We start from the raw sequence: 14,184 nt of genomic DNA on the forward strand, positions 1-14,184 counted from the left end.
AAGGGCCGTTTCCATGCCGGGACACATCCATGCCGACCTGACCAACGATGTCGCCACCCTGGTGCTGGACGACCCGGCATCGATCAACGGCATGACGCCCGCCATGGCCCAGTCGCTGATAGAGGCGCTCGACCGCGCCGAGGAACAGGCGCGGGTCGTGGTATTGCGCGGGGCGGGCAGGGGCTTCTGCTCCGGGGCCAATCTGGGTGACGATGCCGCGACGCCGGGACAGGATGTCGACGGCGGCGACGTGCTGGAACGCCATTACAACCCGCTCATCCGGCGCATCCGGGCGCTACGGATACCGCTGGTGACGCAGGTGCACGGTCCGGTCGTCGGCCTGGGCGTCTCGCTGGCGCTGATGGGCGATGTCATCGTGGCCTCCAGCGACGCCTATTTCCTCGCGCCTTTCGCGAAGCTGGGGCTGGCGCCCGACAGCGGCGCATCCTTCCTGCTGACCCGGGCCCTTGGACGAGCCGGGGCCATGAACATGCTGCTGCTCGGCCAAAGGCTGTCCGCGGCGGAGGCCGCAGAAAAGGGCGTCGTCAACAGGCTGGTGGAGCCTGACCAGTTGCAGGCGGCGGTCGATCAAATCGCCCGCACCCTTGCCGCCGGTCCGACATTGGCCTTCGCCGCCGCCAAGCGCCTGTCATGGACGGCGGTCGAAGGCGCGCTGGACGAGGATCTCGACCTCCAGCGCCAAATTCAGGGCGAATTGTCCCGTTCCTCCGACTGCGTGGAGGGCATAGCCGCCTTCCGGGAACGGCGCGCCCCGGTATTTCTAGGCCGCTAGAGGAAACGTGCTCCTGCGAAGGCGCGCCGCATGGTCGAGGCGGGAGCCCCGGCCATGCAGAACGACGCTTGCTTCAAGCCGCCAAGTCGAACCGGTCTGCGTTCATCACCTTGGTCCAGGCCGCGACGAAGTCCTTCACAAACTTGTCGCCCGCATCGGCGGAGGCATAGACCTCCGACAACGCCCGCAATTGCGAGTTCGACCCGAATACCAGATCGACCCGCGTGCCGGTCCATTTCTGTTCATTGGACTTGCGGCAGGTGCCGGTGAAGATGTCCTTCTGACCCTCCACTTCCTTCCACGCCGTGCTCATGTCGAGCAGGTTGACGAAGAAGTCGTTGCTCAGCGTCCCCGGCCTGTCGGTGAAGACGCCATGGCTGGACTCGCCATGATTGGCGCCCAGCACGCGCAGGCCGCCGACCAGCACCGTCATTTCCGGCGCGCTCAATGTCAGCAACTGGGCGCGGTCGATCAGCAGTTCCTCGACCGGCACGCTGAACGGCACGGGCAGATAGTTGCGGAAGCCGTCGACCTTGGGCTCCAGCACTTCGAAATTCTGCACGTCCGTCTGTTCCTTCGACGCATCGGCACGGCCGGGGGTGAAGGGCACCTCGATGCTGCGCCCGCCATCCTTCGCCGCCTTTTCGATCGCCGCCGATCCGGCCAGCACGATCAGGTCGGCCAGCGAAATCTTCTTCGCGCCCGCACCGTCAAACTCGGCCTTGATCTTCTCCAGCGCCGATAGGACGCGGGAAAGCTGCTCCGGCTGGTTCACGTCCCAGTCCTTTTGCGGAGCTAGCCGTATGCGCCCGCCATTGGCGCCGCCGCGATGGTCCGACCCGCGATAGGTCGACGCCGACGCCCAGGCGGTCGTCACCAGTTCCGCGACGCTCAGGCCCGACGCCAATATCTTCTGCTTGAGCGAAGCGATGTCCGCCGCATCGACCAGCGGATGGTCGACAGCCGGAATCGGGTCTTGCCAGATCAGGTCTTCGGCGGGAACCTCAGGCCCCAGATAGCGGGACTTCGGCCCCATGTCGCGATGGCACAGCTTGAACCATGCGCGGGCGAAGGCATCCTCGAACGCCGCCGGATCGTTGCGGAACCGTTCGGAAATCTTGCGATATTCCGGGTCCATCTTGAACGCCATGTCGGCGGTCGTCATCATCGTCGGCACGCGCCTGTCCGGGCTGTGCGCGCCGGGAGCCAGGTCTTCCGGCTTCTGGTTCACCGGCTGCCACTGCTTGGCGCCTGCCGGGCTCTTCACCAATTCATATTCATAATCGAGCAACATGTGGAAGAAGCTGTGGTCCCAGGTCCGGGGCGTCGGCGTCCAGGCGCCTTCGATGCCGCTGGTGATGGTGTGATCGCCCACGCCGCTTTCATAGCCGCTCTGCCAGCCAAGGCCCTGCTGCGCGATGTCCGCGCCCTCCGGTTCCTTGCCGACCTTCGACGCGTCGCCCGCGCCATGGGCCTTGCCGAAAGTATGGCCGCCTGCGGTCAGCGCGACCGTCTCCTCATCGTTCATGCCCATGCGCAGGAAGGTTTCGCGGATGTCGCGGGCCGATTGCAGCGGGTCGGGATTGCCGCCCGGCCCCTCCGGATTGACGTAGATGAGGCCCATCTGGATCGCGGCCAGCGGGCTTTCCAGCACCATGTTCTTTTCGGGCTGGATGCGGGTCTCATTGCCTTCCTGGCCGACCCAGAATTCCTCGGTGCCCCAATAGACGTCCTTTTCCGGCTCGAACACGTCGGCGCGGCCACCACCGAAGCCGAAGACCGGGCCGCCCATCGATTCGATGGCGACATTGCCGGCCAGGATCATCAGGTCCGCCCAGCTCAGCGCCTGCCCATATTTCTGCTTGACCGGCCACAGCAGGCGGCGGGCCTTGTCCAGATTGGCATTGTCCGGCCAGCTATTGAGCGGAGCGAAGCGCTGCGATCCGGACGAAGCGCCGCCGCGCCCGTCGCCGGTGCGATAGGTGCCCGCCGAGTGCCAGGCCATGCGGATGAAGAAGGGGCCGTAATGGCCGTAATCCGCCGGCCACCAGGGCTGGCTGTCGGTCATCAGCGCGGTCAGATCGCGCTTCACCGCCTGATAATCCAGCGCCTTGAAGGCGGCCGCATAATCGAAATCGTCGCCCAGCGGATTCCCGGACAGACCGTTCTGCTGAAGGATGTCGAGCGAAAGCTGGTTGGGCCACCAGTCGCGATTGGTGCGCCCCAACAGGGATCGCAGCGCGGCAGGCTCCTTCACGGGACAGGACAGCGGATCATTGCTCGTCTTTGCGTCCATTGCATGATTCCTTTCAGCTTCTCCGGGACCGTGATTTTAGGCGATGCCCGGCGATGGGGAAACATCGGGGGTGGAGGATTTTTCCGATGACTGTGTCGAATTAATTGCATGAGAGAAAATCAAATCCTCCCCATCGCAGATGGGGAGGGGGACCGATCGCAGCGATTGGTGGAGGGGAAATGCGCAACGCCCGACCATTCCCCTCCGCCAGCCCTAAATACTGAACGCGAAATGCCCGGCGCCCTTCTGCAACCGCCGCCAATTCTCCGCATTCATATGGACAAGCGTGTGGTGATCGCCCCCCTCGAACCACACGTCGCGGTCCATCAGCATGTCGTCGTCGATGATGGTCTTCAACCCATAGGCCGCGCCCACGGGCGGGATCGCGCCCAGTTCGCAATCGGGGAAGAGCGCCGCTGTCGTATGCTCTTCCGCCAGCGACACCTCCCGCGCCAGCCATTGCCGCAGGAAATGGAAGCTCACATGCTTGGAGGAGGGCAGCACAGCCAGCATATATTCGTCGCCCGCCTGCACCAGCACGGCCTTCGCGACCTGCCGTCCGGGCACATGGGCCGCCTGCGCCGCCCGCGCCATTTCGCTGGAATGTTCGTGCGGCCATTCGTCGAATCGCGTGCCGCAACGGTCCATATAGCCGCGCAACCTTTGGGAAATCGCCATGACATCCTCCATCGGCCCAATGCCGGGGCGGCGCGGTCAGCCGGGCGTCATGCACGATGGTCTGGCCAACGCCATCCAATGGACAAGAAATAGCAGATTACGCACCGACAACCAATCGATGATGCGGAATGCGGGCATCAGGTGGAGAGCGGACCCATCCTATTCCTCCCCATCGAGAGATGGGGAGGGGGACCGCGCGAAGCGTGGTGGAGGGGAATGGGGCACGACCTCCGAATCTTCCCCTCCACCATCGGCTGCGCCGACGGTCCCCCTCCCCACGCTTCGCGTAGGGAGGATTTTAATGCCCGCTAACGGCCATTCCCCGCATTCCGAATTCTCGCCCTAAAGCAGTTCGACCGCCATCGCCGTCGCTTCGCCGCCGCCGATGCAGAGGCTGGCGACCCCGCGCTTGAGACCGCGATTTTCCAGCGCTGCCACCAGCGTAGCCACGATGCGCGCGCCCGAAGCGCCAATAGGATGACCCAGCGCCGTCGCGCCGCCATTGACGTTCAGCTTCTCCGCCGGAATGCCCAATTCCTTCGCCGCGATCATGGCGACGACGGCGAAGGCCTCATTGATTTCGAACAGGTCGACATCCTCCACCGACCATCCGGCCTTCGCCAGCAGCTTGCGCATGGCGGGCACGGGCGCGGTGGTGAACTTCGCCGGTTCATGGGCATGGGCGGCGGTGGCGACGATCTTCGCCACCATCTTCAACCCCTGCTTTTCCGCCACGCTGCGCCGTGTCATGACCAGCGCAGCCGCCCCGTCCGAAATGGACGAGGAGTTCGCGGCAGTGATCGTCCCGTCCTTCGCGAAGGCGGGCTTCAGCGAAGGGATCTTCTCCGGCTTGGCCTTGCCCGGCTGTTCGTCGGTATCGACCACCACATCCCCGCCGCGCCCGGATACGGTGACAGGCGCGATTTCCCGCTGGAAGGCCCCACTGGCGATGGCGGCGTTGGCGCGGTCCAGCGATCGGATGGCATATTCGTCCTGGTCCGCCCGCGTGAACTGATAGTCGCGCACCGCCTCTTCGGCGAAGACGCCCATCGCCTTGCCGGGTTCATAGGCGTCCTCCAGCCCGTCCATCATCATCGTGTCGACGATGCGGTCATGGCCGATACGCGCCCCGGAACGATGCTTGGGCAGGGCATAGGGCGCGTTGGTCATGCTTTCCATGCCGCCCGCCAGCACGATGTCGGCGGTGCCCGCGCTCAGCGCCTCATAGGCCATGATCGCGGCCTGCATGCCCGATCCGCACATCTTGTTGACGGTGGTCGCCTCGGTGTTGAGGCCCAGACCCGCGCCCAGCGCCGCCTGTCGCGCCGGCGCCTGACCCAGTCCCGCAGGCAGGACGCAGCCCATATAGACGCGGTCCACCGCATCTGCCGCCACCCCTGCGCGCTCCACGGCCGCCCGGACCGCCGCCGCGCCCAGTTCGGTCGCCTTCAGCGGCGACAGCGCGCCCTGAAAACCGCCCATCGGCGTGCGGGCATAGCTTGCGATGATGATCGGATCGTCCTGCATGTTCTTCCTCGAAACTTGTTCGTCCATAATGCACTTGCGGGTGCAGTTGGGGTCGACGCCGCCTTTTTCAAGGCCGGGGATCAAGCCCCCCGGTCAATATGTCGACCATCGTCACCGCGATGGTTTCGACCGGCAATTGCCCTTCGGGATCATGCCAGCGGGCAGGCCAGTTGAGCGCCCCCGCCAGGGTGAAGGCGGCCAGCTTCACATCCACCGGAGCGATGGAGCCGTCGTCGATCGCTTCCTGGATCATCGTCCGCAGCGCGTCGTCGATTTCCCGCTTGAGCTGGCGATAGCGCGGCAGGCTTTCGGGCGACAGCGCCTCCACCCCCGTGCGGATCACGCAGCGGCCGAAATCCTCCATGTTGACTTCGGCGTAGCGGCGCAGGAACCGGGTCAGGCGATGGCGGCCGTCGCCCGGTTCCCGCCGCGCTTCCGCCGCCGCTTCCAGCAATTGATGCAGGCCGATGGTGATGCATTCCAGCAGCACCTGATCCTTGTTGGCCAGATAATGGTAGATGGTCCGCTTCGATATGCCCAGGCTGGCGGCGACATCGTCCAGCGATGTCGCATGAAAGCCCCGCTCGTTGAACATCCGCACCGCCGCGCGCAGCACGGCGTCCCGCTTGGCGGCGCGTTCCGCCTCCTTCTGGGCAGGGGTGCGAAATGGTGAAGCCGACTGCATCGATGACCCTTTTTCCCTTGGCGATAGTCCGTTGACAGGAAACCGGTGAAGACGCAATACACTCATGAGTGCGTGATGCACTATAGAGTTTTACGATTCTGCCGGGAGAGCATGGAATGGATTTCAGGGGACTTGCCGCCATCGTCACGGGCGGCGCATCCGGCCTTGGCGGTGCCACGGCGGAGCGGCTGGCCAGGGGCGGGGCGAAGGTGACGATCTTCGACCTCAACGCCGATCTGGGCGAGGCGCATGCGAAGGCCATCGGCGGCCATTTCATCAAGGTCGACGTGACGAACGAAGCCGCCGTCGACGCCGCGCTGGATGAGGCGGAGGCGCTGAACGGCAAGGCCCGCATCCTGGTCAACTGCGCGGGCATCGGCCCGCCCGCCAAGGTCATCGGCCGCGACGGCAAGGCGATCCCGCTGAACGATTTCTCGAAGATCGTGACCATCAACCTGATCGGCAGCTTCAATGTCCTGTCGAAATTCGCGGCGCGCCTGCACGATGCGGATCCGGTCGGCGGTGAGGAACGCGGCGTCATCGTCAACACGGCCAGCGTCGCCGCCTTCGACGGGCAGATCGGCCAGGCCGCCTATGCTGCGTCCAAGGGCGGCGTGGTCGGCATGACCCTGCCCATCGCGCGCGAATTCGCCCGCTACGGCATCCGCGTGATGACCATCGCGCCGGGCCTGTTCCTGACTCCGCTGCTGGCGTCCCTGCCGCAGGAGGCGCAGGATTCGCTGGGCAGGCAGGTGCCCTTCCCCAGCCGCCTCGGCCACCCCGACGAATATGCGCTGATGGTGGAGCAGATCGTCGCCAACCCGATGCTGAACGGTGAAGTCATCCGCCTGGACGGCGCGATCCGGATGGCGCCGAAATGAGCGCGGCCCACATCGGCGCCGGTCCGGAACGGACGGCGGAGATCGCGGCGAAGGTGGAAGCCTTCGTCCGCGAGGTGGTCGTCCCCTATGAGCGCGATCCCCGCCGCGACCATCATGACTGCCCGACCGAGGAACTGGTCGTCGAATTGAAGGAAAAGGCGCGGGCCGCAGGCGTGCTGACGCCGCATATCCTTCCCGAAGGCGGCCATCTGACGCAGCGGGAGACGGCCATCGTGCTGCGCAAGAGCGGCCTGTCGCCGCTGGGTCCGCTCGCTTGCAACACCGCCGCGCCCGATGAAGGCAATATGTATCTTCTGGGCAAGGTCGGCAGTGCGGAGATCAAAGAGCGCTTCCTGCAACCGCTGGTGGAGGGGCGGGCGCGTTCCGCCTTCTTCATGACCGAACCGGCGGCGGAAAATGGCGCGGGTTCCGATCCGTCGATGATGCGGACCGTCTGCCACCAGGACGGCGATCATTGGGTGATAAGCGGGCGCAAGGCGTTCATCACCGGCGCGCAGGGCGCGAAGGTCGGCATCGTCATGGCGAAGGCGGAGGAGGGGGCGTGCATGTTCCTGGTCGATCTGCCCGATCCGGCGATCCGCATCGATCATGTGCCCAACACCATCGACAATTCCATGCCGGGCGGCCACGCGGTCATCACCATCGACAATCTGCGCGTCCCGGCCAGTCAGATGCTGGGCCGGGCGGGCGAAGGCTTCCAATATGCGCAGGTGCGACTCAGCCCGGCGCGGCTGTCGCATTGCATGCGCTGGCTGGGGGCGTGCATCCGGGCGAATGAGATCGCGGCCGACTATGCCAATCGCCGCCTGGCCTTCGGCAAGACGCTGATCGATCATGAGGGCGTCGGCTTCATGCTGGCGGAAAATCTCATCGATCTGAAACAGGCGGAATTGATGATAGACTGGTGCGCGGACGTGCTGGACAGCGGCGCGCTGGGCACGGTCGAAAGCTCCATGACCAAGGTCGCCGTGTCCGAAGCGCTGATGCGCGTCGCGGACCGCTGCGTCCAGGTGATGGGCGGGGCGGGCGTGACCGGCGACACCATCGTGGAGCAGGTGTTCCGGGAAATCCGGGCCTTCCGCATCTATGACGGCCCGACCGAAGTGCATAAATGGAGCCTGGCCAAGAAGATCAAGCGCGACTGGCGGGAGGCCCAGAGGGAGAAGGTGGCATGAGCGTGGATGCATCCGTCAACGCCGGAACCACCGCCGTGCGGGAGGCCTATCGTTTCGACGAAGCCGCCCTGGCCCGCTGGATGGAGGCGCATGTCGACGGCTATGCCGGGCCGCTCTCCGTCGAGCAGTTCAAGGGCGGCCAGTCCAACCCGACCTACAAGCTGGTGACGCCGCGCCGTTCCTATGTGCTGCGCCGCAAGCCGCCGGGACAGGTGCTGAAGGGCGCCCACGCCGTGGAGCGGGAGGCGCGGGTGCTGTCGGCCCTGGGCGGGACGGGCTTTCCCGTCGCCCATGTCCATGGCCTGTGCACTGACGATAGCATCATCGGCAGTTGGTTCTATGTGATGGAGATGGTTGAAGGCCGCATCTTCTGGGACGCGACCTTCCCCGATGTCGGCCGCGACCAGCGCGCCGCCTATTTCGACGCGATGAACGGCACCATCGCGACGCTCCACCGCCTCGATCCGGAAGCCGTCGGGCTGGGCGACTATGGCCGCCCCGGCAATTATTTCGAACGGCAGATCGCCCGCTGGTCGAAACAATATCTGGAGGATGAGGAGGCGGGGCGCGACCCCGGCATGGACCGGCTGATCGAGTGGCTGCCCACCGCCATTCCGGCGGGCGACGAGACGCGGATCGTCCATGGCGACTTCCGCTGCGACAATATGATCTTCCACCCGACGGAGCCGCGCGTGCTGGCGGTGCTGGACTGGGAATTGTCGACGCTGGGCCATCCGCTGGCCGATTTCGCCTATCATGCGATGATGTTCCGCATGCCGCCGGACATCGTGGCTGGGCTGGGCGGTGCGGACATCGCGGCGCTGGGCATTCCCAATGAAGAGGAATATCGCGCCGCCTATTGCCGCAATGTCGGACGCCCGCCGATTTCCGAAGCGGACTATGCCTTTTGCATCGCCTTCAACTTCTTCCGGCTGGCGGCGATCTTCCACGGCATCAAGGGACGGGTGATCCGGGGAACGGCGGCATCCGCCCATGCGAAGGACCGGCTGGGAAGCCTGCCGCGCCTGATCGACCTGGCGGTGGAGAGAATGGAGGCCTGCCGCTGAACGATCAGCGGCAGAGGGTCTTCGGATCGACCGGGGAACGCGGCCTGGGAATGGCTTCCACGTCGATCTTCCGCTGGCGGGCGGCGCGATCCATCAGCAACTGGTTCCCCGCCCAGGGATCGGGAGCGACATAAGCAGGGTCGCGCTGTGCTTGCGGCAGGCTCACATAATGCGCCCCCGCCGCATCGAGCCTGGCGAGCACATCGGGCAGCGTATCCGCTCCCCAGGCGCTCAGATGCGTCAGCAGCACTTGCGGAATCATGCGGCCATAGACGGCGTGCGAAAGCGCCTTCATGCGCAGGATGCCATCGTCGACGCCCTTCAGATATTGGGCCTTCATGGCCGCAATCGCCTTCCTGTCGCCGGTACGCAGACAGCGCGCATAGGCGTCGCTATAAGCCCAGTCGTCAAAGCTGACGCTGGCCTCCGCGATCCGGTATCCCCGCTCTTTCAGGAAGGCCATGGCGCTGTCATGCTGCGCCTTGTCCCGCCCCGCCGCCATGTTGGGAAATCGGAAATAGCGCCAGTCCGCGCCTTCCATCCGGCTGGCGATCTCCTGCTCGCCGGTCACGACATCGGCCTCCCATGCCTCAAGGGAAGGCGCGCGATTGAGGTTCATGTGGCTGTAGGAATGATTGCCCAGCGAATAGCCTGCGCGCCGCCAGCGATCCAGCACCGCCGCGCCGTCGCTGTCCCGTTCCAATTTGCCGACATTGACCAGACCATAAGCGTCCGGCACCCCATGTCGCTTCAGCGTATGAAGATAGAGATCGGCAATGGCCAGACGGGTCGTGCCGGGGGGCAAATTGCCGTTGCCCGACAGGTCGTCCACCGTGATCGCAATATCGAAGGGCTGCCTGTCATGCGAATAATCGGCGGGATCATGCGGCGCGGCGAGCAACATCATGGCGGCCATGGCCCCCATGCAAGCACCGCCGATCCCCAATAACCGCCTGTTCCATCCTTTGCGGATGAACCGCCGCCATCGATTCTTCAGGGTTGAAATCATTTATAATCCTACGTCCCGTGGAGAATTCGAAATGCCGGGAAATGGCCAATAGCTGACATTAATTCCTCCCTACGCGCAGCGTGGGGAGGGGGACCGCTCGCGAAGCGAGTGGTGGAGGGGAAATTCGGAGGTCGTGCCCCCTTCCCCTCCACCAGCCTTCGGCCGGTCCCCCTCCCCATCTCCCGATGGGGAGGAATAGGATAGGTCCGCTCTCCACCCAAACCAGCCAATCACACATGAAAAATGAACAAATTTATTCTCAGGAATATTCCTCGTTTATTGTCACGACCGAATGATTATTGCTTTCAATATTTCAAATCCGGTACGATTTAAGTAAATTAAATCCAAATCATTGTTATTTCACCATAAAAAACGACGAACATTGCATATTATGCGATATGCCGATTCCACTTCCCCAAGAAATCGGAAAATTTTCTGGTACGAAAAATCCCAACGAACAGCGGAATCGGCAATTCCGTCGATCTTCATGAATTGGGGACGCAAGATGCACTATCGCGTGCTTCTTTACTTGATAAGGACGGCTGCAATCCTTCGCGAAGATAAGGAAGCAATAGCGGAAACATTTCGGCGGACGCGACATGATCTGCGGATCGTCCGCGCATGATTAAGCAATATCGCACGGATATTGACGGACTGCGGACCGTAGCGGTCATTCCGGTCGTCATCTTCCATCTGGGAACCAGCCTCTTCTCCGGCGGTTTCGTCGGCGTCGATGTGTTCTTCGTAATCTCCGGCTTCCTCATCACGCAAACGCTTCTAGGCGAGCAGGGCGCATGGCGCGACGCGCTGTTCGATTTCTACAAGCGGCGCATCAAGCGCATCTTCCCGGCGCTGTTCGCTCTCTACCTGATCGTGATGCTCGCCGCCTGCACGCTGCTGATGTCGGATCAGGCGACGGAGGTGTCCCGGTCGATCATCGCCTCCATATTCTTCGTCTCGAACATGCTATTCTACGGCCAGAGCGGCTATTTCGACGGCGAACTGGACAGCAACCCGCTGCTGCACACCTGGTCGCTCTCGGTGGAGGAGCAATTCTACATCTTCTTCCCGCTGCTGATCTTCTTTACCCGTAGCTGGTCCGCCACGCACCGGCGCCAACTGGTCTGGGCGTTGACGCTGGCCAGCTTCGTCGCGGCGCAATGGATGGTGTCGCGCAACGCCAGCGCGGCTTTCTACCTCATTCCCTTCCGCACCTGGGAACTGGCCATCGGTTCGCTGCTGGCGATGGGCGCGATCCCGGCCCCGCGCCGTCAGTGGCAGGCGGAAATCGGCGTCGTGGCCGGGCTGGCGCTGATCGCCTGGTCCGTTCTCTTCTACAACAAGGCCACAACTTTCCCCGGCGCGTCCGCCCTTGTCCCCTGCTTTGGCGCAGGCCTCGTCCTGCTCTGCGGGCAGCGGGGAACCACATGGGGCGGCCGCCTGCTTTCGCTGCCGCCGATGCGCTTCATCGGCCTCATTTCCTATTCGCTCTACCTCTGGCACTGGCCGATCATCGTCTTCTATCGCCAGATCGACAGCCGCCTGGACAATGTGGAGCGGCTGGGCCTGCTGATCGCGGCCATCTTTGCGGCGACGCTCTCCTGGGCCTTCGTGGAAAAGCCGTTCCGCCGGTCGAGCCGCCTGACCTCCCGCGCCGTGGTGGCGCGGGGCACGGCCGCCATGGCGGCCTGCGGCGCGGCCGTGCTGTCGCTCGCCCTGCTCAGCAATAGCCTCTATCCCATATCCGCGCAGGCGCGCGACGTGCTGGCCTATGGCGAGCGGACGGGGCGGACGGAAATGATGCGCACCGGCTCCTGCTTCCTGACGACGCAGAACCGCCTGTCGGACTATTCGGTCGAAAAATGCCTGACGGCCGCCCATGACAAGCCCCGCCTGCTCATCATCGGCGACAGCCATGCCGCCCATCTCTATTATGGGCTGAACCATGCGCTGCCGAACATGCATGTGCTCCAGGCGACGGCGGCGGGGTGCAAGCCGCTGATCCACAGTCGCGGCGATGCGCGCTGCCTGGCCCTGATGCAGCGGGTCTTTTCCGAATATCTGCCCCGGCTGCGCCCGGACATGGTCGTGCTTTCGGCCCGCTGGCTGGACAAGGATGTTCCCGATGTCGAACAGACCGTCCGGCTGATCCGGCAGGCCGCGCCCCATGTCATCGTGTCCGGGCCGATCGTGGAATATGACCAGGCATTGCCGCGCCTGCTGGCCAAGCATATCGACCAGGCCGAACCGCTGGCCACGCACAGAAACGGGCAGGTGGCCAAAGTCGACCAACAGCTCGCCGCGGCGATGAAGCGGGCCGATATCCCCTATTTCTCGACCTATCGCAGCCTTTGCGCGACCGATTGCCGCCTCTGGGTGAAGTCGGGCGTGCCCGTCCAGTTCGACTATGGCCACTTGACGCAACAGGGATCGATCTTCATCGCCGACCTGATGGCCCGCGACATTTGCCCTCAACTCGCCGCCATGCCCAAGGCGCCGGACATGGCTGGACTTTAGATCAGGGATTTAGTCGGGCGAGTAACATACCAACCATTCGAAATATAGGATGACAGGCCTGACCTGCCTTCCTTTGATTTCCTGACCAGCAGTTTGAATTTTCAGCGCTTATGGAAAAAGTGGTGGCATGGCGGGTTGCACCGCGACATAAGAGGTCATGGCCGAGAGACCCGTCCCCTCCGATGATCCATTGGTGACCGATGCGGGGGGAGGGGCCCGGCGCACCCGCTTCGAGGACAAGAAGCAGCGGATATTGGATGTCGCGACGGTCCTGCTGAACGAGCGGGGCGTGACGGGCATGACCTTTCAGGAGGTCGCCCAGGCCCTCTCGCTCAAGACGACGAGCGTCATCTATTATTTCCGCTACAAGGAACTGCTCGCCGCCGCCGTGCTGGAGGACAGCATAGAGCGGCTGCACGCCATGGTCCGGGAGGCGGGGACGGAACCGACGCCGGAGGCGCGGGTCGAGAAATATCTGGCCCTCTTCTTCGACCGGACGGCCCGATCCCTGCGGAAGGAAATGCGCCCGCTTGCGAATTTCTCGGAAATCCGGGCGCTTGACGAGGAATATCGCCTGCCCTTGATCGCCCAATATCAGGCCTTGTTCCGGGATGTCCGCGAATTTTTCGGGACGAGCGACGACCCCGACCGGAAACGCGTGCTGACGGCGCGGACGCAGCTTCTGAACGAATCCCTCTTCTGGGCGACCTTCTGGCTGCCCCATTACGCGCTGGGGGATTTCGACAGCGTCCGCCGTCGCATGTTCGACATATTGCGGGAGGGCATCGGCGCGAAGGGCCTGGAATCAAGGGCCTGCCCGCTCACGCTGGAGGAGGCGCTGGACGCCGCGCCGCTCCAGTCGCCCTTCATGCGGATCGCGACCAGGCTCATCAACGAGCATGGTTACAAGGGCGCCTCGGTCGACAGCATCATGCGGGAGATGAACCTCACCAAGGGCAGCTTCTACCATCATAATGAGGCGAAGGACGACCTCATCCTGGAATGTTTCCGGGAAAGCTACCGCCGCCTGACCCGTCTCCAGATCGCGGTGGACGCGCGGGGAGGGACGCGATGGCAGCGGTTGGAAAATGGGATCGCGTCCGTCCTGGTCCTCCAGTTCGCGAGCGACCATCCTCTCCTGCGCTCGACCGCGCTGCAGGCGATGCCCGCCGCGCTCCGCGCCGAGGCGCTGGAACTCAGCAACCGGGAGGCCCTGTGGCTGGCCGGCGCGCTGCTGGACGGCATGCGGGAAGGGTCCGTCCGCCTGATCGATCCCGCCATCGCCGGGCATATCATCATGTCGACCATCAATTCGGCCTATGACGTGCGCGGCTGGGCCGCCGGCCAACCGCTCGAATTGGCGGTATCGCGCTTCGCCGGGCTGCTGACGAAGGGCATATTCGATTAGAGCAGGCGCCATCCCATTCCTCCCCATCGACAGATGGGGAGGGGGAGCGCTCGCGTAGCGAGTGGTGGAGGGGAAAATTCGCAGGTCGCGCCTTTCCCTCCACCAGCCTGCGGCCAATCCCCCCTAA

General features: G+C 64.0%; 11 protein-coding genes. 6 read left to right on the forward strand and 5 right to left on the reverse strand.

The annotated features are described in order from the left end of the window. Nucleotides 1-13 precede the first annotated feature (13 nt). Nucleotides 14-793, forward strand: coding sequence for an enoyl-CoA hydratase-related protein (locus BV95_RS14805; RefSeq protein WP_051749798.1), 780 nt, complete (start codon nt 14-16; stop codon nt 791-793). A 73-nt stretch (nt 794-866) separates the two neighbouring features. On the opposite strand, the gene katG is transcribed toward BV95_RS14805, so the two are convergent. The 4 genes from katG to BV95_RS14825 all read right to left on the reverse strand — a co-directional run bounded on the left by katG (nt 867) and on the right by BV95_RS14825 (nt 5,979). Next, nucleotides 867-3,089 (reverse strand): catalase/peroxidase HPI, encoded by a 2,223-nt coding sequence (gene katG, locus BV95_RS14810; protein WP_037453452.1) that lies wholly within the window; start codon nt 3,087-3,089, stop codon nt 867-869. Nucleotides 3,090-3,302: 213 nt separating this feature from the next. Then, nucleotides 3,303-3,767, reverse strand: a complete 465-nt coding sequence (locus BV95_RS14815) for an aminoacyl-tRNA deacylase (protein ID WP_037453509.1) — start codon at nt 3,765-3,767, stop codon at nt 3,303-3,305. A 342-nt stretch (nt 3,768-4,109) separates the two neighbouring features. Further along, on the reverse strand, nt 4,110-5,294 hold the full coding sequence (locus BV95_RS14820) for an acetyl-CoA C-acyltransferase (RefSeq protein ID WP_037453455.1): 1,185 nt from the start codon (nt 5,292-5,294) through the stop codon (nt 4,110-4,112). Between the two features lie 67 nt (nt 5,295-5,361). Further along, entirely contained in the window at nt 5,362-5,979 is a 618-nt protein-coding gene (locus BV95_RS14825; RefSeq protein WP_037453458.1) for a TetR/AcrR family transcriptional regulator, read from the reverse strand. A gap of 116 nt (nt 5,980-6,095) precedes the next feature. Here BV95_RS14825 and BV95_RS14830 point away from each other — a divergent pair, with 116 nt between their 5' ends. The 3 genes from BV95_RS14830 to BV95_RS14840 are packed head-to-tail and all read left to right on the forward strand — an operon-like array spanning nt 6,096 to nt 9,123. Then, nucleotides 6,096-6,860 carry an SDR family NAD(P)-dependent oxidoreductase gene (locus BV95_RS14830; protein WP_037453462.1) on the forward strand — a complete coding sequence of 255 codons (765 nt, stop codon included), beginning with the start codon at nt 6,096-6,098 and terminating at the stop codon, nt 6,858-6,860. Next, a complete protein-coding gene (locus BV95_RS14835) occupies nt 6,857-8,056 on the forward strand; it encodes an acyl-CoA dehydrogenase family protein (protein ID WP_156028668.1) in 1,200 nt (399 codons plus the stop codon). The genes BV95_RS14830 and BV95_RS14835 overlap by 4 nt, the downstream gene beginning before the upstream one ends. Continuing rightward, on the forward strand, nt 8,053-9,123 hold the full coding sequence (locus BV95_RS14840) for a phosphotransferase (RefSeq protein WP_037453466.1): 1,071 nt from the start codon (nt 8,053-8,055) through the stop codon (nt 9,121-9,123). Before BV95_RS14835 ends, BV95_RS14840 begins: the two co-directional genes overlap by 4 nt. 4 nt (nt 9,124-9,127) lie before the next feature. Here BV95_RS14840 and BV95_RS14845 read toward each other — a convergent pair whose 3' ends face one another. Beyond that, nucleotides 9,128-10,039, reverse strand: a complete 912-nt coding sequence (locus tag BV95_RS14845; RefSeq protein ID WP_169804645.1) for a polysaccharide deacetylase family protein — start codon at nt 10,037-10,039, stop codon at nt 9,128-9,130. A 714-nt stretch (nt 10,040-10,753) separates the two neighbouring features. Here BV95_RS14845 and BV95_RS14850 point away from each other — a divergent pair. Beyond that, nucleotides 10,754-12,649: an acyltransferase family protein gene (locus BV95_RS14850; protein ID WP_051749799.1), complete on the forward strand. Its 1,896-nt coding sequence runs from the start codon at nt 10,754-10,756 to the stop codon at nt 12,647-12,649. Nucleotides 12,650-12,806: 157 nt separating this feature from the next. Then, a complete protein-coding gene (locus BV95_RS14855) occupies nt 12,807-14,057 on the forward strand; it encodes a TetR/AcrR family transcriptional regulator (protein WP_081873396.1) in 1,251 nt (416 codons plus the stop codon). The last annotated feature ends 127 nt before the right edge of the window (nt 14,058-14,184 follow it).

Source organism: Sphingobium chlorophenolicum (assembly GCF_000722875.1).
GTDB classification, from domain to species: Bacteria; Pseudomonadota; Alphaproteobacteria; order Sphingomonadales; family Sphingomonadaceae; genus Sphingobium; species Sphingobium chlorophenolicum.

Excerpts from the sequence above, each read along its gene's own strand:
- BV95_RS14805 (WP_051749798.1), top strand. The coding sequence starts at position 14 with ATGCCGGGACACATCCATGCCGACCTGACCAACGATGTCGCCACCCTG.
- katG (WP_037453452.1), bottom strand. The coding sequence starts at position 3,089 with ATGGACGCAAAGACGAGCAATGATCCGCTGTCCTGTCCCGTGAAGGAG.
- BV95_RS14815 (WP_037453509.1), bottom strand. The coding sequence starts at position 3,767 with ATGGCGATTTCCCAAAGGTTGCGCGGCTATATGGACCGTTGCGGCACG.
- BV95_RS14820 (WP_037453455.1), bottom strand. The coding sequence starts at position 5,294 with ATGCAGGACGATCCGATCATCATCGCAAGCTATGCCCGCACGCCGATG.
- BV95_RS14825 (WP_037453458.1), bottom strand. The coding sequence starts at position 5,979 with ATGCAGTCGGCTTCACCATTTCGCACCCCTGCCCAGAAGGAGGCGGAA.
- BV95_RS14830 (WP_037453462.1), top strand. The coding sequence starts at position 6,096 with ATGGATTTCAGGGGACTTGCCGCCATCGTCACGGGCGGCGCATCCGGC.
- BV95_RS14835 (WP_156028668.1), top strand. The coding sequence starts at position 6,857 with ATGAGCGCGGCCCACATCGGCGCCGGTCCGGAACGGACGGCGGAGATC.
- BV95_RS14840 (WP_037453466.1), top strand. The coding sequence starts at position 8,053 with ATGAGCGTGGATGCATCCGTCAACGCCGGAACCACCGCCGTGCGGGAG.
- BV95_RS14845 (WP_169804645.1), bottom strand. The coding sequence starts at position 10,039 with ATGGCCGCCATGATGTTGCTCGCCGCGCCGCATGATCCCGCCGATTAT.
- BV95_RS14850 (WP_051749799.1), top strand. The coding sequence starts at position 10,754 with ATGATTAAGCAATATCGCACGGATATTGACGGACTGCGGACCGTAGCG.
- BV95_RS14855 (WP_081873396.1), top strand. The coding sequence starts at position 12,807 with ATGGCCGAGAGACCCGTCCCCTCCGATGATCCATTGGTGACCGATGCG.